This is a genomic window from Streptomyces inusitatus (genome assembly GCF_014651115.1).
Classification (GTDB): Bacteria; Actinomycetota; Actinomycetes; order Streptomycetales; family Streptomycetaceae; genus Streptomyces; species Streptomyces amakusaensis.
Map to the genome: position 1 here is coordinate 1 of NZ_BMWG01000042.1, position 24335 is coordinate 24335.

At 71.9% G+C, this 24335-nt stretch carries 3 protein-coding genes; all 3 read left to right on the forward strand.

The window, feature by feature from the left end:
- Positions 1-5542: type I polyketide synthase (locus IE247_RS33125; RefSeq protein WP_190127074.1), on the forward strand; the 5542-nt coding region annotated here is incomplete at its 5' end.
- Between the two features lie 107 nt (positions 5543-5649).
- On the forward strand, positions 5650-15978 hold the full coding sequence (locus IE247_RS33130; protein WP_190127075.1) for a type I polyketide synthase: 10329 nt from the start codon (positions 5650-5652) through the stop codon (positions 15976-15978).
- Positions 15979-16002: 24 nt separating this feature from the next.
- Positions 16003-24335: type I polyketide synthase (locus IE247_RS33135; RefSeq protein WP_190127076.1), on the forward strand; the 8333-nt coding region annotated here is incomplete at its 3' end.

Below are 24335 nucleotides of genomic sequence, written 5' to 3' on the forward strand. Positions count from 1 at the left end.
TGCTGCGAACGCTTATCTGGATGCTTTGGCCGAGCAGCGTCGTGCTGATGGTCTGGCGGCGACGTCGCTGGCGTGGGGTCCGTGGGCGGACGGCGGTATGGCCGCTGACGACGCTCTCGACGCACGCATGCGCCGCGAGGGACTGCCCCCCATGTCACCCGACGCGGCGCTGACGGTTCTGAGCCGGAGCGTTGGTTCTGGCGATCCGGCTCTGCTGGTGGCCGATGTGGAGTGGGCGCGGTTCGCGCCCGCGTTCACGGTCGTGCGGCCCAGTGGCTTCCTTGACGAGCTGTTCCAGCCCCGGTCCGCCGGGGGGAACGCCGACACGGCATCGTCGGTGCTGGAAGCCGGCACGCTGGCGGAGCGGCTGGCAGCACTTGGAGAGGCCGAGCGGCGACGGGAGCTGCTGGGCCTGGTCCGTACGCATGTCGCCGCTGTTCTCGGTCACGAGGGTTCGGACACGGTAGGTGCCGAGCGGGCGTTCAAGGAGCTGGGCTTCGACTCGCTGACGGCGGTCGAACTGCGTAATCGCCTCGGCTCGGCGACGGGCGTACGGCTGCCGGCCACGCTGATCTTCGACTATCCGACGGCCGCCGCGCTCGCCGAGTATCTGCGCGATGAGCTGCTCGGCACCGAACAGGTCGCGGACACGCTGCTTCCCGCCGTGGTGGCCACCGATGACGATCCGATCGCGATCGTGGCGATGAGCTGCCGCTTCCCCGGCGGCGTACGCACCCCGGAAGACCTCTGGCAGCTGCTGGTGAACGGCGGGGACGCCATGGGCGAGTTCCCGGCCGACCGTGGCTGGGACCTGGACCGGCTCTACAGCCCCGACCCCGACAAGCAGGGCACGTTCTACGCCCGTGAGGGCGGCTTCCTGTACGACGCGGCCGATTTTGACGCCGACTTCTTCGGGATTTCGCCGCGTGAGGCCCTCGCCATGGATCCTCAGCAGCGTCTTCTTCTTGAAACCTCGTGGGAGGCGTTCGAGCGGGCGGGTATCGACCCGGCGACGCTGCGCGGCAGCCAGGCCGGTGTCTTCGTCGGCACCAACGGACAGGACTACGGTTCGACGCTGCGGACGATCCCGGACGGCATCGAGGGCTTTCTCGGTACGGGCAACGCGGCGAGTGTGGTCTCGGGCCGGCTGTCGTACGCCTTCGGCCTGGAAGGCCCGGCCGTCACGGTCGACACGGCCTGCTCGGCGTCGCTGGTGGCGCTGCACTGGGCGGTTCAGGCGCTGCGCAGCGGTGAGTGCGACATGGCGCTCGCCGGTGGTGTGACGGTGATGTCGTCGCCGGGTGCCTATATCGACTTCAGCCGTCAGCGCGGTCTTGCCGAGGACGGCCGTATCAAGGCGTTCGCGGCGGCGGCCGACGGTACGGGCTGGGGTGAGGGTGTCGGCATGCTCCTCGTCGAGCGGCTCTCCGACGCGCGGCGCAATGGCCACCCCGTTCTCGCGGTGGTGCGTGGTTCGGCGGTCAACCAGGACGGTGCTTCGAATGGTTTGACGGCTCCGAATGGTCCGTCTCAGCAGCGCGTGATCCGGCAGGCGTTGGCGAGTGCCGGTCTGTCCGCCGCCGATGTGGATGCGGTGGAGGCCCACGGCACGGGCACTCGGCTCGGTGACCCGATCGAGGCACAGGCGCTGATGGCTACGTACGGCCGTGAGCGCACAGAGGACCGTCCGCTGTGGCTGGGCTCGATCAAGTCGAACATCGGGCACACGCAGGCGGCGGCCGGTGTCGCCGGGGTGATGAAGATGGTGCTGGCGATGCAGAACGGGGTGCTGCCGCAGACTCTGCATGTCGATGAGCCGACTCCGCATGTCGACTGGTCGACGGGTGACATCTCCCTGCTGACCGAGGCGGTGGAGTGGCCGGAGACCGGCCGCCCGCGCCGCGCGGGGGTGTCGTCGTTCGGCTTCAGCGGTACGAACGCCCACACCGTGCTGGAGCAGGCCCCGCCAGGGGTGGAGGACGCGGAGGAGACCGAGCGGTCGCGCCCGGCCGACCGTGTGCCGTGGGTGCTCTCGGCCAAGAGCGAGGCGGCGCTGCGTGCGCAGGCCGAGCGACTGCGGACGCGTATCGAGTCCGACCCCCTGCTTGAGCCGGCCGATGTGGCGTACTCCCTGGCCACGTCGCGCACGGCGCTGGACCGGCGTGCCGTGGTCGTGGCGACCGAGCGGGACGAGTTCCTGACTGCCCTGAAGGCACTGGCGACCGGCGAGCGGACACCGGGGCTGATCCAGGACACGACCACTGACGGCGGGCTCGCGTTCCTGTTTACGGGGCAGGGGAGTCAGCGGCTGGGGATGGGTCGTGAGCTGTACGAGGCGTATCCGGCCTTCGCGGACGCGTTGGACGCGGTGTGCGCGCATCTGGACGGTCATCTTGATGTGCCGTTGAAGGAAGCACTGTTCAGTGTTGAGAGCGGTGCTCTCGATGAGACGGCGGTGACGCAGCCGGCTCTGTTCGCGATTGAGGTGGCCCTTTTCCGGCTGCTTGAGTCGTGGGGCGTGCGTCCCGACTTCCTGTCCGGTCACTCGATCGGTGAGATCGCCGCCGCGCATGTGGCGGGGGTGTTCTCGTTGGAGGATGCGTGCACGTTGGTGGCGGCTCGTGGCCGGTTGATGCAGGCACTGCCCACCGGCGGTGTGATGATTGCGGTCCAGGCGTCGGAGGACGAGGTCTTCCCGCTGCTCACGGACCGGGTGAGCATCGCCGCGATCAATGGCCCGCAGTCGGTCGTGATCGCGGGTGACGAGGATGCCGCTGCCAAGATCATTGAGCAGTTCGGTGACCGTAAGTCGAAGCGTCTTACGGTGAGCCATGCGTTCCACTCGCCGCACATGGACGGGATGCTGGAGGCGTTCCGTACAGCGATCGAGAATCTTTCGTACGACAAGCCGAAGATTCCGGTCGTCTCGAACCTCACCGGCGCCCTTGTCACGGACGAGATGGGCTCGGCGGACTTCTGGGTGCGCCACGTTCGCGAGGCGGTCCGTTTCCTCGACGGCATCCGTGCCCTCGAAGCGGCCGGGGTCACCTCGTACCTCGAACTCGGCCCGGACGGGATCCTCTCCGCCCTGGCCCAGGAGTGCGCCGAGCGTACGGACGCGGCCTTCATCCCCGTACTCCGCAAGGACCGTCCCGAGGCCGAGACGATTGTCACCGCGCTCGCCAAGGCCCACACCCGGGGCATCGCCGTCGACTGGCAGACGTACTTCGCCGGGACCGGCGCACAGCGCGTCGACCTGCCCACGTACGCCTTCCAGGGCAAGCGCTACTGGCTGGAGGAGGCCCCGGCGACGGTGGCCGGTGAGACCGGCGGTGGGGCTCTGGGGGCGGTGGACGCGGAGTTCTGGGCGGCGGTGGACAACGCGGATCTCGCCGCGCTCACCGCGACCCTGGACATCGACGCGGATCAGCCGCTGAGCGCTCTGATGCCGGCGCTGTCGGCCTGGCGGCGGCAGAGGCGGGAGCAGTCGGTGGTCGACGGCCGCCGCTACTCCGTCACCTGGAAGCCGATGGCCGAGCCGGCTGTCTCCCGGCCCTCGGGGACCTGGCTCGTCGTGACGCCCGCGACCGGTGCCGACGATCTCCGGGCCGTGTCCGAAGCCCTCGTGGCACACGGTGTGGACGTACGGCAAGTGACGCTCGACGAGGCCGTGACCGAGAACGGCACGGGCGGCCGGGCGGCCGTGGCCGAGCGGCTCGCCGACGCGCTCGCGGGCGGCCGGGCCGACGGCGTACTGTCCCTGCTGGCGCTCGCGGAGCACCCGCACCCCGCCCACTCGGCGGTTCCTGCGGGGCTGTTGCTGACCGGGGTTCTCGTCCAGGCGCTGGGGGACGCGGAAGTCGACGCTCCGCTGTGGTGCCTCACCTCCGGAGCCGTGGCGACCACCCCGTCCGACCGGATCAGGAGCGCCGCGCAGGCGCAGACCTGGGGCCTCGGCCGGGTCGTCGCGCTGGAGCACCCCGAGCGCTGGGGCGGTCTCGTGGACCTGCCCGGCACACTCGACGGACGCACCGCCGAGCGGCTGCTCGCCGTCCTCGCGGACGCGGGCGACGAGGACCAGATCGCGATACGGGCCGCAGGCCCGCTCGTCCGGCGCATCGGACACGCCCCGGCGGCGACGGCCGGCTCCGGCTCCGGCTCTGGCGACGCGGCGGGCCGCGCGCACTGGCGGCCCCGGGGCACGGTCCTCGTGACCGGCGGTACGGGAGCGCTCGGCGCGCATGTCGCCCGCTGGCTCGCGGCGAACGGCGCGGAGCACGTGGTGCTCGCGAGCCGTCGCGGACCGGCCGCACCCGGTGCGGACGCCCTGGTCGCGGAGGTCGCCGGGCTCGGCGGGCGCGCCACGGCGGTCGCCTGTGACGTGACCGACCGTGAGGCGGTCTCCGCCCTGCTCGCGGGCCTCGCCGAGGACGAACGGGGAAGCGGGCGGGGGAGTGGACTCACCGCCGTCTTCCACACCGCGGGCGCGGGCCAGTTCGCACCGCTCGCGGAGACCGGCCCCGCCGATGTCGCCGACGTCGTCGCCGCCAAGGTCGCGGGCGCGGCGCACTTGGACGAACTGCTGGCCGACACCGAGCTGGACGCCTTCGTGCTGTTCTCCTCCATCGCCGGTGTGTGGGGCAGTGGCGGACAGGGCGCGTACGCCGCCGCCAACGCCCACCTCGACGCGCTGGCGCAGCAGCGCCGCGACCGGGGAGCGACGGCCACCTCGGTGGCCTGGGGCCCGTGGGGACAGGGCGGACTGGTCGCCGACGACGAGGCGGCGGAGGAGCTGCGCCGCCGGGGGCTGCCCGTCATGTCGCCGGAGCTGGCGATCGTCGCTCTCCAGCAGGCGCTGGACGGCGACGAGACCGCGCTGACGGTCGCCGACGTCGACTGGGACCTGTTCGTCCCCGCCTTCACCGCCGCCCGTCCCCGCCCGCTGATCGCGGACCTTCCCGAGGTGCGCCGTGTGCTCGCCGCCGAGCGGGAGGACGAGCGCGCCGAGGCCGCCGAGACCGCCGGATTCGAGGCGGAGCTGCGGGGCCTCAGCGGCCCGGACGCGGAACGGGCGGTGCTCGACCTCGTCCGCGCGCAGGTCGCCGATGTACTCGGGCACGAGGGTGCGGCGACGATCGAGGCGGGGCGCGCGTTCAAGGAGCTGGGCTTTGACTCGCTCACCGCGGTCGAACTGCGCAACCGCCTCAAGTCCGCCACCGGGCTGCGGCTGCCCGCCACCCTGGTCTTCGACTACCCGACGACGGCCGCGCTGGCCGCCCACATCCGGGCCGAACTCCTCGGCGAGGAAACCGAACCGGGACTCCCGGCGCTCGCGGAGATCGACAAGCTGGAGTTCCTCCTCTCGTCGGTGCCCGACGACACCACCGAACGCGCCCGTGTCACCGCGCGGCTCGAATCACTCCTCCAGAACTGGAACAAGGCAGAACGAGCGGCCATCGGAGAGGACGAAGAGCTCGAAATCGAGTCGGCGTCCGCCGACGACCTCTTCGACATCATCAACAACGAATTCGGAAAAGCCTGACCTGATGACCGATCCGATGCCCGAATCCATGTCTGAGTCCGTATCCGACTCCGTGTCCGAATCTGTGTCCGCACGCATTCCGTACTTCCCCAGGGGGTGACGTTCCAGTGGCCAGCGCGAACGAAGAAAAGCTTCTCGAAAACCTGAAGTGGATGACCACTGAGCTGCGTCGGGCCCGACGCCGCCTCCAAGAGGTCGAGGCCGATGCCCAGGAGCCGATCGCGATCGTCGCGATGAGCTGCCGATTCCCCCAGGGGGTGCGTTCCCCCGAGGAATTGTGGCGACTGGTCGAATCGGGTGGTGACGCCATCACCGGATTCCCGGAGGACCGTGGCTGGGACATCGAGTCCCTCGCCGATCCGGACCCGGACCGAAAGGGCACTTTCTACAACACCGGCGGCGGATTCCTGGACGACGCCACCGCTTTTGACCCCGGATTCTTCGGCATATCGCCGCGCGAGGCGCTCGCGATGGACCCCCAGCAGCGTCAGCTCCTGGAGGCCTCGTGGGAGGTCTTCGAGCGGGCGGGCATCGACCCCTCCTCCGTGCGCGGCAGCCGGACCGGTGTCTATGTCGGCGCGGGGGCCATGGGCTACGGAGCCGATCTGAAGGAGGTTCCGGAAGGCCTCGAAGGGCTGCTGCTGACCGGCGGCGCGACCAGCGTGCTGTCCGGCCGGGTCAGCTATGTCTTCGGTTTGGAGGGCCCCGCCGCCACCATCGACACCGCCTGCTCCTCCTCCCTCGTCGCCCTGCACCTCGCCACCCAGGCGCTGCGCGCCGGTGAGTGCACGCTCGCCCTGGTCGGCGGTGTGTGCGTGATGCCCACCCCCGATGTCTTCGTCGAGTTCAGCCGTCAGCGCGGTCTTGCCGCCGACGGCCGCTGCAGGTCCTTCGCCGCCGCCGCCGACGGCACCGGCTGGTCCGAGGGCGTCGGCGTGCTTCTCGTCGAGCGCCTCTCGGACGCGCGGCGCAACGGCCACCAGGTTCTCGCGGTCGTACGCGGCTCCGCCGTCAACCAGGACGGCGCGTCCAACGGGCTCACCGCACCCAACGGTCCGGCGCAGCAGCGGGTCATCCGCCAGGCGCTGGAGAACGCCCGGCTGTCGCCTGCCGAGGTCGACGCCGTCGAGGCGCACGGTACGGGTACGACGCTGGGCGACCCGATCGAGGCGCAGGCGCTGCTTGCCACCTACGGCCAGGACCGGCCGGCCGGCCGTCCCCTGCGGCTCGGCTCGCTCAAGTCCAACCTGGGGCATACGCAGGCCGCCGCCGGTGTCGCGGGCATCATCAAGATGGTCATGGCGATGCGCCACGGCACGCTGCCCAAGTCCCTGCACATCGATGAGCCCACCCCGGACGTCGACTGGTCGGCGGGGGACGTCGCCCTGCTCACCGAGGCGATGGACTGGCCGGAGACCGGCGCCCCGCGCCGGGCCGCCGTCTCCGCGTTCGGCGTCAGCGGCACCAACGCCCACACCATCATCGAGCAGGCCCCCGAGCCCGACGAGACGCCGACGGGCGAGGCCCCCCGCCCCGCCGTCGCTCCCGCGATCCTGCCCTGGATCCTGTCGGGCCGGTCCGCCGCCGCGCTCCGCGCCCAGGCCGCCCGGCTGCTCGACGCCCACGGCAGCCCACTCGACATCGGCCACTCACTCGCCACCACCCGCGCCACGCTGGAGCACCGCGCCGTGCTCGTCGGCCGCTCCGAGGGCGACCTCGGCGCGGCCCTCACCGCGCTCGCCGACGGCGAGCGGGCCAACGGCCTGGTGACGGGGACCGCCACCGAACAGCGGGTGGCGTTCCTGTTTACGGGGCAGGGGAGTCAGCGTGCGGGGATGGGGCGTGAGCTGTACGAGGCGTATCCGGTGTTCGCTCGGGCTCTGGATGAGGTGTGCGCCGGGTTCGCTCCCGAACTGTCGCTGAAGGAAGCACTGTTCGGTGATGTGAGCGGTGCTCTCGATGAGACGGCGGTGACTCAGCCCGCGCTGTTCGCGATTGAGGTGGCCCTTTTCCGGCTCCTGGAGTCGTGGGGTGTGCGGCCGGACTTCCTGTCCGGTCACTCCATTGGTGAGATCGCCGCCGCGCATGTGGCGGGTGTGTTCTCGCTGGAGGATGCCTGCACCTTGGTGGCGGCTCGTGGCCGGTTGATGCAGGCGCTGCCCACCGGCGGCGTGATGATCGCCGTACAGGCGTCGGAGGACGAGGTCCTCCCGCTCCTCACCGACCGCGTCAGCATCGCGGCGATCAACGGTCCGCAGTCGGTGGTGATCGCCGGTGACGAGGATGCCGCCGTCAAGATCATTGAGCAGTTCGGTGACCGTAAGTCGAAGCGGCTGACGGTGAGCCACGCGTTCCACTCGCCGCACATGGACGGCATGCTGGAGGCGTTCCGTACAGCGATCGAGAATCTTTCGTACGACAACCCGAAGATTCCGGTCGTCTCGAACCTCACCGGCGCACTGGTCGGCGACGACATGTCGACTCCCGAGTTCTGGGTACGCCATGTCCGCGAGGCCGTCCGCTTCCTCGACGGCGTCCGCGCCCTCGAAGCCGCCGGAGTCACCTCGTACCTCGAACTCGGCCCGGACGGAATCCTCTCCGCCCTCGCCCAGGACTGTGTGACAGGCGATGAGTCCCTCTTCGTTCCCGTCCTCCGGGCCGCCCGCCCGGAGGCCGAGACGCTGATCGAGGCGCTGGCCCGGGCTCATGTCCAAGGTGTGCCGGTGGACTGGGAGGCGTACTTCGCCGGGACCGGCGCGCGGCGCGTGGAGCTGCCGACGTACGCCTTCCAGCACGAGCGGTACTGGCTGGAGCCCGCGGCGGCCGGCACCGGCGATGTGAGCGGGGCGGGGCTGGACCCGGCCGCGCATCCGCTGCTCGGAGCCGCCGTCACCCTGGCCGAATCCGAGAGTGTGCTGTTCACCGGCCGGCTCTCGCTGCGCACCCACCCCTGGCTCGCCGAGCACACCGCGGCCGGAGCCGCTGTGCTGCCCGGCGCGGCCTTCGTCGAACTGGCGGTGCGCGCCGGTGACGAAGCCGACTGCCGGCACCTTGAGAAGCTGGTCCTCGACGCGCCGCTGGCCCTGCCAGCGGAAGGCGCCGTCAGGCTCCAGGTGCTCGTCGGCGGCCCCGACGAAAGCGGTCGGCGTCCCGTCACCGTCTCCTCCCGCCCCGAGGCCGCGCCCGCCGACGCCTCCGCCGACATCCCCTGGATCCGCCACGCCCACGGCGTCCTCGCCCGCACCGGGCCGGCCGCGCGGCCGTTCGGCCCGGCGCAGTGGCCCCCGGCGGGGGCCGAGGCCGTGGACATCGCGAGCCTGTACGCGTACGAGGAGACGGCCGAAGCCGGTACGGCCCCGAGCGGCCCCGAGCGCGGCCCGCTGTTCCGGGCCGTGGAGGCCGTCTGGCGGCACGAGGGCGACCTCTTCGCCGAGGTGCGGCTGCCCGAGGGCGGCCCGGAGGGAACCGGCTTCGGCCTGCACCCCGTACTGCTCGACGCCGCCGCGCATGTGGCCGTCGCCCTGGACGCCGACCGGGACGCGCCCGCTCGTCACAACGATGAGCCGGGCTCCTGGTCGGACGTGACCCTGCACGCGGTGGGCGCCGGAGCCCTCCGGGTGCGGATAAGCGCCGCCGACGACGGGGCATTCGCCCTGGAACTCGCCGACGACCTCGGCGAACCCGTTGCCACCGTGGGCTCCTTGACCCCGCGCCCCTTCGCGTCGGCGACACCCGCCGACGCCCCCGCCGCGCCCCACGAGTCGCTCTTCCAGCTCGACTGGACCCCCTTCCCTATCGCCGAGGCGACGACAGCGTCTCCGGGAGAGGGAGAGTGGGCGGTACTGGGCTCCGCAGGCTTCGGCCCGGCCGCGCGATACGCGGACCTGGCCGCGCTGGGCGAGGCCGTCGACGCGGGCACACCCGTACCCGGCCATGTCCTCGTCCCGCTGACCCCGGACGCCGATGCCGATGCCGATGCCGACCGTGCCGGAACCGCGGGCGCGGCCACGCACCGGGCGCTCGCCCTGGTGCGGAGCTGGCTGGCCGACGACCGGTTCACGGCGTCGAAGCTCGTCGTCATGACCAGGGGCGCGGTCGCCGGGCCCGGCGAGGGCGTCGCCGACCTGCCGCACGCGGCGGTGTGGGGCCTGGTGCGCTCGGCGGAGACCGAGAACCCCGGACGATTCGTCCTCGCGGACCTGCCTCCCGCCCCGGACGGCCAAGAGGTCCAGGACGCGCTGACCGCCGCCCTCACCTCCGACGAACCGGAACTGCTGCTGCGGCCCGGCACCGTACAGGTGCCCAGGCTGAACCGAGCCCGTACGACGGCCGCGGCCGCGACCGCGCCGCTCGACCCCAACGGCACCGTCCTGATCACCGGCGGCTCCGGCACCCTCGCCGGAATCGTCGCCCGCCATCTCGCCACCGTCCACGGAATCCGCCATCTGCTCCTCCTCAGCCGCCGGGGCTCCGACGCCCCCGGTGCCGCCGAACGCACGGCGGAGCTGGCCGGTCTCGGTGCGGAGGTCCAGTGGGCGGCGTGTGACGCGGCCGACCGGGACGCGCTCGCCGCCGTACTGGCCGCCGTGCCGGAAGACCGCCCGCTGACCGCCGTCGTCCACACCGCCGGAGTCCTCGACGACGGCGTCGTCGAGTCCCTCACCCCGGAGCGGCTCTCCGCCGTCCTGCGGCCCAAGGCCGACGCCGCCCTCCACCTCCACGAACTCACCCGCGAACTCCCCCTGTCCGCCTTCGTCCTCTTCTCCGCGATCGCGGGCACACTCGGCAGCGCGGGACAGGGCAACTACGCCGCCGCCAACGTCTTCCTCGACGCACTCGCCCAGCACCGGCACGCCCAGGGACTCCCGGGCACCTCGCTCGCCTGGGGCCTGTGGGCCGACGCGAGCGGAATGACCGGCGGTCTGGACAAGGCCCAGCTGCGGCGCATGGAACAGCACGGCATGGGCGCGCTCACCGCCCTCGAAGGCATGCGCCTCCTCGACGCCGCGCTCGCCGCCGCCGACCGGCCCGTACTCGTCCCGGCCAGGCTGAACCTCCCCGCGCTGCGCACCGGGGGCGGCCCAGGACCGGTCGCCCCGATCTTCCGTGCCCTCCTCGGCGCGGGCGGCCGGCGCACCGCCCGGACCCGTACCGACGGCGGTACGCCGCTGGCCGAGCGGCTGAGCAGGCTCACCGGCCCCGAGCGGGACCGGGCGCTGCTCGATCTCGTACGCACCCAGGTCGCCTCCGTCCTCGGCCACTCGTCCGCCGAACAGATCGAGCCCACCCGCGCCTTCAAGGAACTCGGCTTCGACTCGCTGACCGCCGTCGAACTGCGCAACCGGCTGGGGGCCGCCACCGGCCTGCGGCTGGCCACCACCCTCGTCTTCGACCACCCGTCGCCCACCGCGCTCGTACGGCAGCTGCGCACCGAACTCCTCGGCGAGCCGCAGGACGAGCACGAGACCGACGGGCGGGGAGCGCTCACCGCCGCCGGTACGAGCCTCGCCGACGACCCTGTCGCGATCGTCGCGATGAGCTGCCGCTTCCCCGGAGGAGTCCGTTCCCCCGAGGAGCTGTGGCGGCTCGTGGCGAGCGGGGGCGACGCGATCGCCGGCCTTCCCGGCAACCGGGGATGGGACACGGAAGGCCTGTACGACGCCGACGGCGGCCCGGCCTTCAAGGGCGGCTTCCTGTACGACGCCGACACCTTCGACGCTGACTTCTTCGGGATCTCGCCGCGCGAGGCCCTCGCCATGGACCCTCAGCAGCGTCTTCTCCTCGAAACCTCCTGGGAGGCGATCGAACGGGCGGGCATCGACCCCGTCTCCCTGCGCGGCAGCCGCGCCGGGGTGTTCGTCGGAGCCGCGTACAGCGGTTACGACGCACAGCTGGAGCAGTCCGGCACGGAGGGCGTCCTCGGCCATGTGATGACCGGCAACGCGGGCAGCATCGCCTCCGGCCGGGTCTCCTACGCCTTCGGCCTGGAGGGCCCGGCGGTCACCGTCGACACGGCCTGCTCGTCGTCGCTGGTCGCGCTGCACTGGGCGATCCAGGCACTGCGCAACGGCGAGTGCACGATGGCGCTGGCCGGTGGTGTGACGGTGATGTCCACCCCCAGCACCTTCAGCGAGTTCAGCCAGCAGGGCGGCCTCTCGCCCGACGGCCGTTGCAAGTCCTTCTCGGCGGCTGCCGACGGTACGGGTTGGGGTGAGGGTGTCGGCATGCTGCTGGTGGAGCGGCTGTCGGATGCTCGGCGCAATGGCCATCCGGTCCTCGCGGTGGTCCGTGGTTCGGCGGTCAACCAGGACGGTGCGTCCAATGGTCTGACGGCCCCCAATGGCCCCTCCCAGCAGCGGGTGATTCGTCAGGCGCTGGCGAGTGCCGGTCTGTCCGCCGCTGATGTGGATGCGGTGGAGGCGCACGGCACGGGTACCCGGCTGGGTGACCCGATCGAGGCGCAGGCACTCCTTGCCACCTATGGTCAGGACCGGTCAGAGGACCGTCCGCTGCTGCTCGGCTCGGTGAAGTCCAACATCGGGCACACGCAGGCGGCGGCCGGTGTCGCGGGCGTCATCAAGATGGTGATGGCCATGCGGCACGGCGTGCTGCCGAAGAGCCTGCACATCGACGAGCCCTCGCCGCAGGTGGACTGGTCGGCAGGTGACATCGCCCTTCTGACGGAGGCCGTCGAATGGCCGGTCACCGAACGGCCCTGGCGAGCGGGTGTCTCGTCGTTCGGCATCAGTGGTACGAACGCCCACACCATCATTGAGCAGGCCCCCGAGGCCGACACCGCGCCGATCGCGTCGCCGACGGCCGCCGCGCCGTCCGGCCCCCTGCCGTACCTGCTCTCCGGCAAGAGCGCGGAAGCTCTCCGCGCCCAGGCCGGCCGGCTCCTGCCGGCGGTCCAGGCCGCCGACGGCCCCCGGGGCACCGACCTCGCCCACTCCTTGGCGACGGGACGCGCGGCACTCGAACACCGAGCGGCGATCGTCGCCGCCGACCACAGCGCTCTGACGCGCGCACTCGCCGCGCTCGCGGCGGGGGAGCCCGCGCCGGGTCTCGTCCGGTCCACGGTGACGGGTGGTGGGCTCGCGTTCCTGTTTACGGGGCAGGGGAGTCAGCGGCTGGGGATGGGTCGTGAGCTGTATGAGGCGTATCCGGCCTTCGCTCGGGCTCTGGATGCGGTGTGTGCCCGCTTTGATCTCGATGTGTCGTTGAAGGAAGCACTGTTCGGTGATGAGAGCGGTGCTCTCGATCAGACGGCCGTCACCCAGCCCGCCCTGTTCGCGATTGAGGTGGCCCTTTTCCGGCTCCTGGAGTCGTGGGGCGTGCGTCCCGACTTCCTGTCCGGTCACTCGATCGGTGAGATCGCCGCCGCGCATGTGGCGGGTGTGTTCTCGTTGGAGGACGCCTGTGAACTGGTCGCCGCTCGTGGCCGGTTGATGCAGGCGCTGCCTTCGGGTGGCGTGATGATCGCGGTCCAGGCGTCGGAGGACGAGGTCCTCCCGCTCCTCACGGACCGGGTGAGCATTGCCGCGATCAACGGCCCGCAGTCGGTGGTGATCGCCGGTGACGAGGATGCCGCTGCCAAGATCATTGAGCAGTTCGGTGACCGTAAGTCGAAGCGGCTGACGGTGAGCCATGCGTTCCACTCGCCGCACATGGACGGGATGCTGGAGGCGTTCCGTACAGCGATCGAGAATCTTTCGTATGACAACCCGAAGATTCCGATCGTCTCGAACCTCACCGGCGCCCTCGTCACGGACGACATGTCGACCCCCGACTTCTGGGTACGCCATGTCCGTGAGGCGGTCCGTTTCCTCGACGGCGTCCGTGCCCTCGAAGCGGCCGGGGTCACCTCGTACGTGGAACTCGGCCCGGACGGGATCCTCTCCGCCCTGGCCCAGGAGTGCGCCGAGCGTACGGACGCGGTCTTCATTCCCGTACTCCGCAAGGACCGTCCCGAGGCCGAGACGATCGTCACCGCGCTCGCCAAGGCCCACACCCGGGGCATCGCCGTCGACTGGCAGACGTACTTCGCGGACACCGGCGCACAGCGCGTCGACCTGCCCACGTACGCCTTCCAGGGCAAGCGCTACTGGCCCGAGCCGGCCGCCGGGCCGCACGGGCCGGTGGTGGCCGGGGTGGCGGGCAGTGAGGTGGACGCACGATTCTGGGACGCGGTCGAGCGGGCGGATCTGGCATCGCTCGCCGATGAGCTGGAGTTCGACGGGGACCGGCCGCTCAGTGACGTACTGCCCGCGCTGTCCGCCTGGCGGCGGGACGAGCGGTCGCGGTCGCTGGCGGACGCCCACCGGTACCGCATCGCGTGGCGGCCGTGGTCCGGGGCGGAGCCCGGCACACCCGCGGGCACCTGGCTGGCGGTACTGCCCGTATCGCATGCGGAGGACCCCTGGGCCGGTGCCCTCACCGACCGGATGCGCGAAGGCGGCGCGCGGCTCGTACCGGTGACGGTCGACGCGTCCGACAGCGACCCCGCCGCGCTCGCCGCGCTGCTGCGCGAGCGGCTGCGTGAGGCGTCCGGCGAGGACGCGCCGGTGCTCGCAGGCGTTCTGTCCCTGCTCGCGCTGGACGAGCGACCGCACCCCGAGCACCCCGGTGTTCCCGTCGGCCTCGCGCTCACGGCCGCGCTGGCGGAAGCGACCGAAGGCATCGAAGGCATCGAAGCGCCCCTGTGGTGCGTCACACGGGACGCCGTCGCCGCCGTCGAATCCGACACTCTGAGCGGGGCCGCGCAGGCGCAGGTCTGGGGCCTCGGCCGGACACTCGCCCTGGAGCACCCCGACCGTTGGGGCGGGCTCATCGACGCGCCGCTCACCTGCGACGACCGCGACCTGGACCGGCTCATGACAGCGCTCGCCGGAGCCGGAGCCGGAGCCGGAACCGGAGCCGAGGACCAGATCGCTGTCCGCGCCTCGGGCACCCTCGTACGACGGCTGGAACGCGCCACGGCGCGGGGCGGCCCGGCCAGGGCCGCATGGACCCCGCGCGGCACAGTGCTCATCACCGGCGGCACCGGCGCCCTCGGCCGCCACACGGCGCGCCGGCTCGCCGAGCGCGGTGCCGAGCATCTCGTCCTCGTCAGCCGCCGGGGCGCCGAGGCCCCCGGAGCCGCCGAGATCGAGGCGGAACTGTCCGCGCTCGGCGCGGCCGTCACCCTGGCGGCCTGCGATGTCGCCGACCGGGCCGCGCTCGAAACCCTCGTCGCACGGCTCGCCGCCGACGGCACCCCGGTACGCGCCGTGGTCCACGCCGCCGGTGTCTCCCAGCCTCCCGGCACCGGAACCGACCTCCCCGGCTTCGCCCACGTCGTGGCCGCGAAGACCGCCGGAGCGATCCACCTCGACGCCCTGTTCGACACCCCGGACTCCCTCGACGCGTTCATCCTCTTCTCCTCCATCGCCGGCATCTGGGGCAGCGGCGGCCAGGGCGCGTACGCGGCGGCCAACGCCTTCCTCGACACGCTCGCCGAACACCGCAGGGCCCGCGGCCTCACCGCCACGGCCATCGCCTGGGGCCCGTGGGCCGACGGCGGCATGGCGGCTGAGGGCGACGCGGAGGAGCAGCTGCGCCGCCGAGGACTGCCGCCCATGGACCCGGCGTCCAACCTGCTGGCGCTGGAGCGCGCGGTCACCGGCCCGGACGCGGCCCTGACCGTCGCGGACGTCGACTGGGCCCGCTTCGCCCCCGTGTTCGCCGCCGCCCGGCCCCGGCCGCTCATCGGCGAACTGCCCGAGGTCCGGGAAGCGCTGCGCACCAGCGCCACGGCCGCCGAAGGTACCGCCGGGACCGCCGAAGGCGGCACGCCCGCCGTGCTCCGGCGCATCTCGGAGCTCCCGGCGAACGACCGGGAGGAAGCGCTGCTCGGGCTCGTGCGCGAGCAGGTCGCAGCCGCACTCGGCCACACGTCCGCCGAAGAGGTCGCACCCGACCGGGCCTTCAAGGATCTCGGCTTCGACTCGCTGACCGCCGTCGAACTGCGGAACCGACTGGGCGAGGCGTGCGACCTGAGGCTTCCCACCAGCCTCGTCTTCGACCACCCCAACCCGCGGGCGCTGGCCGGGCATCTGCTGCACACCCTCTTCCCGCAGCGGACCGGCGACCCCGTCGGCCCCGCCGCCGGCACCGATCCGCAGGAGGTGGAGCTGCGCCGGACGCTGGCCACCATCCCCCTGGGCCGGATCCGCCAGGCAGGGCTGCTGGACACTCTTCTGCGGCTCGCCGGACCCGACACCCCCGCCGACGCCACGAGCCCCGCCGTCGAGGGCGACTCCCTCGACGACTCCTCCATCGACTCGATGGATCTCGAAGACCTCCTCGGTCTGGCTCTCGGCGACCTCGACGATCACGATCTCGATCTCGACGGGCTCAGCGGCCCCGACAACGACAACGACAGCAACCGTTCCTGACGCGCCCGAAGTGCGGAGTAAGTGATGACAACCCCCAACGAAAAAGTCGTTGTAGCGCTGCGGGCCTCCCTGAAGGAAGCCGAGCGGCTGCGTCGCCGGAACCAAGAGCTGACCGACGCCGCGCGTGAACCGATCGCGATCGTCGGCATGAGCTGCCGCTTCCCCGGCGGCGTCCGCTCGCCCGAGGAGCTGTGGAGCCTCGTCGAGAACGGCGGCGACGCCATTTCGGGCTTCCCCGTCAACCGCGGCTGGGACATCGAGTCGCTGTACGACCCCGACCCCGACCACGAGGGCACCACCTACGCCCGCGACGGCGGCTTCCTCCACGACGCGGCCGACTTCGACCCCGGCTTCTTCGGGATCTCGCCGCGTGAGGCGCTGGCGATGGACCCGCAGCAGCGTCTTCTCCTCGAAACCTCCTGGGAGGTCTTCGAGCGCGCCGGGATCGATCCCGCCTCCCTGCGCGGCAGCCGGGCGGGAGTCTTCGTCGGCGCGTCCGCCAACGCGTACGGAGCGGGCTCGCACGATCTCCCCGACGGGGTGGAGGGCCACCTCCTCACCGGCACCGCCTCCAGCGTGGTGTCCGGCCGTCTCGCCTACGTCTTCGGTCTTGAGGGCCCGGCAGCCACCATCGACACGGCCTGCTCGTCCTCCTCCGTCGCCCTGCACATGGCAGTACAGGCGCTGCGTCAGGGCGAGTGCTCCCTCGCGCTCGCCGCGGGCGTCACAGTGCTCGCAGGCCCCGACGTCTTCGTCGAGTTCAGCCGTCAGCGCGGGCTGTCCCCCGACGGCCGCTGCCGTTCCTTCGCCGAGTCCGCCGACGGCACCGGCTGGTCCGAGGGCGTCGGCGTCCTGCTGGTGGAGCGGCTCTCCGACGCGCGGCGCAACGGCCACCAGATCCTCGCCGTCGTACGCGGCTCGGCGATCAACCAGGACGGCGCGTCCAACGGGCTCACCGCCCCCAACGGTCCCGCGCAGCAGCGGGTCATCCATCAGGCCCTGGAGAGCGCCCGGCTGACCCCGGCCGACATCGACGCCGTCGAGGCGCACGGCACCGGTACGACGCTCGGCGACCCGATCGAGGCACAGGCGCTCCTTGCCACCTACGGCCAGGACCGGCCCGAGGGCCATCCCCTCTGGCTCGGCTCGCTCAAGTCGAACATCGGCCACACCCAGAACGCCGCCGGTGTCGCGGGCATCATCAAAATGGTCATGGCCATGCGCCACGGGGTGCTTCCGAAGACCCTCCATGTCGACCGGCCGACCTCGCATGTCGACTGGTCGACAGGCGGCGTCTCGCTTCTGACGGAGGCCGTGGCGTGGCCGGAGACCGGCCGCCCGCGCCGCGTCGGCGTCTCCGCCTTCGGCGTCAGCGGCACCAATGTCCACACGATCATCGAGCAGGCCCCGGCGCCTGCCCCGGCCCAGGCCCCGGAGCACGGGACCACCGCCCCGCCGATGGTGCCGTGGCTGCTCTCGGCCAAGGGGCAGGACGCCCTGCGCGACCAGGCGAGCGCACTGTACGCCCACGTCGAGCGGCATCCCGAGGCCCGCCCGGTCGACATCGCCCACTCACTCGCGGCCGGTCGGGCATCCTTCGAAGACCGCGCGGTGGTCGTGGCAGCGGACCGTGAGGCTCTCCTCGCGGGGCTGACCGCACTGGTCGACGGTGGTTCGGCCACTGGTGTGGTCAAGGGCTCTCCGGTGGGCGGGAAGTTGGCGTTCCTGTTTACGGGGCAGGGGAGTCAGCGGCTGGGGATGGGTCGTGAGCTGTACGAGGCGTATCCGGTGTTCGCGGATGCTCTGGACGAGATCTGCGCGCGTCTTGATGTGCCGTTGAAGGAAGCACTGTTCGGTGATGTGAGCGGTGCTCTCGATGAGACGGCGGTGACGCAGCCGGCTCTGTTCGCGGTTGAGGTGGCGCTGTTCCGGCTTCTGGAGTCGTGGGGTGTGCGGCCGGACTTCCTGTCTGGTCATTCGATCGGTGAGATCGCTGCGGCGCATGTGGCGGGTGTGTTCTCGCTGGCCGATGCCTGCACGCTGGTCGCTGCGCGTGGCCGTCTGATGCAGGCACTGCCCACCGGCGGCGTGATGATCGCCGTACAGGCGTCGGAGGACGAGATCCTCCCGCTGCTGACCGACCGCGTCAGCATCGCCGCGATCAATGGGCCGCAGTCTGTGGTGATCGCGGGTGACGAGAGCGCTGCTCTCGCTGTGGTCGAGCAGTTCGCCGACCGCAAGTCCAAGCGGCTGACGGTCAGTCACGCGTTCCACTCGCCGCACATGGACGGCATGCTGGAGGCGTTCCGTACAGTCGCCGAGAACTTTTCGTACGACAACCCGAAGATTCCGATCGTCTCCAACCTCACCGGGACCCTTGTCACGGACGAGATGGGCTCGGCGGACTTCTGGGTACGCCATGTCCGTGAGGCCGTCCGCTTCCTCGACGGCGTCCGTGCCCTCGAAGCGGCCGGGGTCACCTCGTACGTGGAACTCGGCCCGGACGGAATCCTCTCCGCCCTCGCCCAGGAGTGTGCCGAGCGTACGGACGCGGTCTTCATTCCCGTACTCCGCAAGGAGCGCCCCGAGGCCGAGACGGTCACCGCCGCGCTCGCCAAGGCCCACACCCGGGGCATCGCCGTCGACTGGCAGACGTACTTCGCGGGCACCGGCGCACAGCGTGTCGACCTTCCCACGTACGCCTTCCAGCGGCAGCGCTACTGGATCGCACCGGCCACCGGCCCCGGCGACCTGAGCGCCGTAGGACTGGAGGCGGCCGGGCACCCGCTGCTCGGGGCCACGGTGGCGCTCGCCGACTCGGACGGGTTCCTCTTCACCGGCCGTCTCGGCCTCGACACTCACCCCTGGCTGGCCGATCACACGGTCATGGGCTCCGTCCTGCTGCCCGGCACCGCCTTCGTGGAGCTCGCGATCCGGGCCGGTGACCAGGTCGGCTGTGACACCGTGGAGGAACTGGCGCTGGAAGCGCCGCTCGTACTCCCCGAGCGCGGCGCGATACAGGTGCAGATACATGTGGGCACCCCGGACGCGGACGGCAGCGGACGCCGTGCGTTCACGCTCTCTTCCCGCACCCAGGACAGTGCCGCCGACGAACCGTGGACCCGGCACGCCGGCGGTGTCCTCGCCCAGGGCACGGCCCAGCCGGACGCGATGCCCGCCCAGTGGCCCCCGGCGGGCGCGGAGGTCATCCCCACCGACAGCCTGTACCCGGACCTCGTCGAGGTCGGCATGGCCTACGGACCGGTGTTCCGCGGGCTCACCGCCGCATGGCGGCACGGCGACAGCGTCTACGCGGAAGTCGCCCTGCCCGAGGAGAACGCCGCCGCCGCACGCGACTTCGGACTCCACCCCGCCCTGCTCGACGCCGCACTCCACACCCTCGGGCTCGGCGTACTCGGCGGCACCGACGGCGAAGGCCGTCTCCCCTTCGCCTGGAGCGGCGTCACCCTCCACGCGGCCGGTGCCGAGGCACTGCGCGTACGTCTCTCCCCGGCGGGCCCCAGCGGCATACGCCTGGAGATCGCCGACACGACCGGCTCACCCGTCGCCACCGTCGACTCCCTCGTCCTGCGCACCGTGACGGCCGACCAGGTCCGGTCCGCAGGCGCCGAACGCCACGAGTCGGCGTTCCGCACCGAGTGGACGCCGCTGCCGACCGCCCCCGGCACCGAGACGCCCCAGGGCCGCTGGGCGGTCCTCGGCACACTGGACGGCATCACCCCACTGCCCGGCGATGTCGCCTCCTACCCCGATCCGGCCGGTCTCGCGGCCGCCGTCGACGCCGGAGCCGACGTGCCCGACGCCGTCCTCATCGGCTACGCACCGGCCGCCGACATCTCCGCCGAAGCCGTGCACCAAGCCACCCGCCACGCCCTCGAAACAGCGCGGACCTGGCTCGGCGACGAGCCCTTCACCGGCGAGCGCTTCGCCGCCACCCGCCTCGTCGTCCTCACCCGGGGCGCGGTCGCCGCAGCCGACGACGACCCGCTCACCGACCCCGTCAACGCCGCCGTACGAGGACTGCTCGGCTCGGCCCAGTCCGAGCACCCGGACCGGCTGCTGCTGATCGACACCGACGGCCAGGACGCCTCCGTAAACGCCCTGCCCGCAGCCCTGGCCGCCGCCCTCGCCGCCGACGAGCCGCAGCTCGCCCTGCGCGCGGGCTCCGTGCTCGCCCCGCGACTCGCCCGGATCACCGCCGCTCCGCAGGACACCACCCCGTACGCCCCCGACGCCACCGTCCTCATCACCGGCGCCGGCGGCATGCTGGGCGGACTCGTCGCCCGCCGGATCGTCGCCGAACACGGCGTACGGCACCTGCTGCTGATGGGCCGCCGAGGCGGCGACACCCCCGAAGCGGAACAGCTCACCACGGACCTGACCGAAGCGGGCGCGTCCGTCACCTGGGCGGCCTGCGACGCGGCCGACCGGGACGCCCTCGCCGCCGCACTGGCCGCCGTCCCCGCCGAACACCCGCTCGGAGCCGTCATCCACACCGCCGGTGTGCTCGACGACGGAGTGCTCTCCTCCCTCACCCCCGAACGGCTCTCCGCCGTGCTGCGCCCCAAGGTCGACGCGGCCTGGAATCTGCACGAGCTGACCCACGGCCTCGACCTCTCCGCCTTCGTCCTCTTCTCCTCCATCGCCGGTGTCTTCGGCGGCCCCGGACAGGGCAACTACGCCGCCGCCAACATCTTCCTCGACGCCCTCGCCCACCACCGGCACGCCCAGGGACTCGCCGCCACCTCCATGGCCTGGGCACTGTGGGCCGACAGCGCGGGCATGGCGGGCGGACTCGACCAGGCCGACATCACCCGGATGCGGCGGGCCGGGCTGCCCCCCCTCTCCTCGGACGAAGGCCTCACACTCTTCGACCTCGCCCACCGCACCGGCCACGCCGCCCCGGTCCTGATGCGCGCCGACCTCACCGCCCTGCGCACCCAGGCCGCCGCCGGCACGATGTCACCCCTGCTGCGAGGCCTCGTACGAGTGCCCGCCCGCCGAACCGCGCGCGGAACGGCCGGTTCCGCAGGTGAGTCCGGTCTGCGACAGCGCCTCGCCGCGCTCTCCGCCGCCGAACAGGACCGTACCCTCCTCGAACTGGTCCGCCGACAGGTCGCCACGGCACTCGGCTACCCGGGACCTGCCTCCGTCGAGCCCGGCCGCTCCTTCAAGGAACTCGGCTTCGACTCGCTCACCGCCGTCGAACTGCGCAACCTCCTCGGCGACGCCACCGGCCGCCGACTGCCCGCCACCCTCGTCTTCGACTACCCGACCGCCGCCGCGCTCGCCGCCCATCTGCGCGACGAACTCGTCGGCGACCTCACCGCAGCCCTCGACCCGGCGGCCATACCGGGCACGGCCCTCGCACCGACGGGCCGCGCCCGCGCCGAGGACGACGACCCCATCGCGATCATCGCGATGAGCTGCCGCTTCCCCGGCGGCGTCGAATCCCCCGAAGATCTGTGGCAGTTGCTCGCCGACGGCCGCGACGGCATCACCGGCTTCCCCGCCGACCGAGGCTGGGACCTCGACACCCTCTACAGCGACGACCCCGACCGCGAAGGCACCAGCTACGCCCGCGAGGGCGGCTTCCTGCACGAGGCGGCCGAGTTCGACGCCCCCTTCTTCGGGATCTCGCCGCGCGAGGCCCTCGCCATGGACCCGCAGCAGCGCATCCTCCTGGAGACCACCTGGGAGACGTTCGAACGCGCCGGGATCGACCCGACGGCCCTGCGCGGCAGCCGAACCGGCGTCTTCGTCGGCTCCAACGCACAGGACTACCTCCAGCTCTGGCTGAACGACGCCGACGGCCTCGAAGGCCACCTGGGTACGGGCAACGCGGCGAGCGTCGTATCCGGCCGGCTCTCCTACACCTTCGGCCTGGAGGGCCCGGCGGTCACCATCGACACCGCCTGCTCCTCCTCCCTCGTCACCCTGCACCTCGCCGCCCAGGCGCTGCGGCGCGGCGAATGCTCGATGGCGCTCGCAGGCGCGGTGACCATCATGTCCACACCGGGCGCGTTCACCGAGTTCAGCCGCCAGCGCGGCCTCGCCGCCGACGGCCGGATCAAGGCGTTCGCCGCCGCCGCCGACGGCACCGGCTGGTCCGAAGGCGTCGGCATGCTCCTCGTGGAGCGCCTCTCCGACGCGCGGCGCAACGGCCACCCCGTCCTCGCCGTCGTACGCGGCACCGCCGTCAACCAGGACGGCGCGTCCAACGGACTGACCGCCCCCAACGGCCCCTCCCAGCAGCGCGTCATCCGCGAAGCCCTCGCCGACGCGGGTCTCACCGCCCCCGACATCGACGCCGTCGAGGCGCACGGCACCGGTACGACGCTCGGCGACCCGATCGAGGCGCAGGCGCTCCTCGCCACCTACGGCCAGGGGCGGCCCGAGGGCCGTCCGCTGTGGCTGGGCTCGGTGAAGTCGAACATCGGCCACACCCAGGCCGTGGCCGGTGCGGCCGGTGTCATCAAGATGGTCATGGCCATGCGCCACGGGGTGCTTCCGCAGACCCTCCACATCGACGAGCCCACCCCCTTCGTGGACTGGTCCGCCGGTGACATCTCCCTCCTGACCGAGGCGGTGGAGTGGCCGGAGACCGGCCGCCCGCGCCGCGCCGGTGTCTCCTCGTTCGGCTACAGCGGCACCAACGCGCACGCCATCATCGAGCAGGCCCCGGTTCCGGTTCCGGCCCCGGCCCCGCAGAGCGCCGACACTCCGAGCGCTCCCCGCGCCCTGCCGGTGCTGCCGTGGCTCCTCTCAGGCCGCACCCCCGCAGCCCTCCGCGCCCAGGCGGAACGGCTCCGCACCACCGCCACCGACCTCGTGACCGCCTCCGGCACCCCGGGCGCACTCGACCTCGCCCACTCCCTGGCGACGAGCCGCGCCGCCCTGGAACACCGAGCCGTCCTCCTCGGCACCGACGGCCCCACGCTGACCTCCCACCTGGCCGCACTGGCGGCGGGTGAGCCCGTACCGGGTCTGGTGCAGTCCTCGGTGACGGGTGGCGGGCTCGCGTTCCTGTTTACGGGGCAGGGGAGTCAGCGGCTGGGGATGGGGCGTGAGCTGTACGGCGCGTATCCGGTGTTCGCGGACGCGTTGGACGCGGTGTGCGCGCATCTTGATGTGCCGTTGAAGGAAGCACTGTTCGGTGTTGAGAGCGGTGCTCTCGATGAGACGGCGGTGACGCAGCCGGCGTTGTTCGCGATTGAGGTGGCCCTCTTCCGGCTGTTTGAGTCGTGGGGTGTGCGGCCGGACTTCCTGTCGGGTCATTCGATCGGTGAGATCGCTGCGGCACATGTGGCGGGGGTGTTCTCGCTGGAGGACGCCTGCACGCTGGTGGCGGCTCGTGGCCGGTTGATGCAGGCGCTGCCCACGGGTGGTGTGATGATCGCGGTCCAGGCGTCCGAGGAGGAGATCCTTCCGCTCCTCACGGACCGCGTCAGCATCGCCGCGATCAATGGACCGCAGTCGGTGGTGATCGCGGGTGACGAGAGCGCTGCTCTCGCGATCGTGGAGCAGTTCCCGGACCGTAAGTCCAAGCGGCTTACGGTGAGCCACGCGTTCCACTCGCCGCACATGGACGGCATGCTCGACGCCTTCCGCAAGGTCGTCGAGACGCTTTCGTACGACAACCCGACGATTCCGGTCGTCTCGAATCTGACCGGTGCCCTTGTCACGGATGAGATGGGTTCGGCGGACTTCTGGGTGCGCCATGTTCGCGAGGCGGTCCGTTTCCTCGATGGCGTTCGTGCCCTCGAAGCGGCCGGGGTCACTTCGTACCTCGAACTCGGCCCGGACGGGATTCTCTCCGCCCTGGCCCAGGACTGCGTCGAGCACGCTGAGGCCGTTGCCTTCCTGCCGGTTCTGCGTAAGGGGCGTCCTGAGGCGGAGACGGTCGTCACCGCTCTGGCTCAGGCGCATGTGCGCGGGGTGGCCGTGGACTGGGCCGCGTTCTTCGCCGGAAGCGGGGCGCAGCGTGTCGATCTGCCGACGTACGCCTTCCAGCGGCAGCGCTACTGGCCGCAGACCGTCTTGTCGACGGTCGGTCCGGTCGCCGGTGGGCTCGTCGGCGGCGAGGACGCTCGGTTCTGGGATGCGGTGGAGCGTGAGGATCTCTCGTCTCTGGTCGCTGAGCTGGGTGTGGGTGAGGAGTCGCTCGGGGAGCTGGTGCCTGCTCTGTCTGCGTGGCGTCGGGATCGGCGTGTGCAGTCGGAGGTGGATGCCTGGCGTTATCGGGTGTCGTGGAAGCCGCTGGGTGAGGTTTCTGGTGTGGGGTTGTCGGGTGTGTGGCTGGTGTTGGTGCCGGCTGGTGTCGATGACTCGGCTGT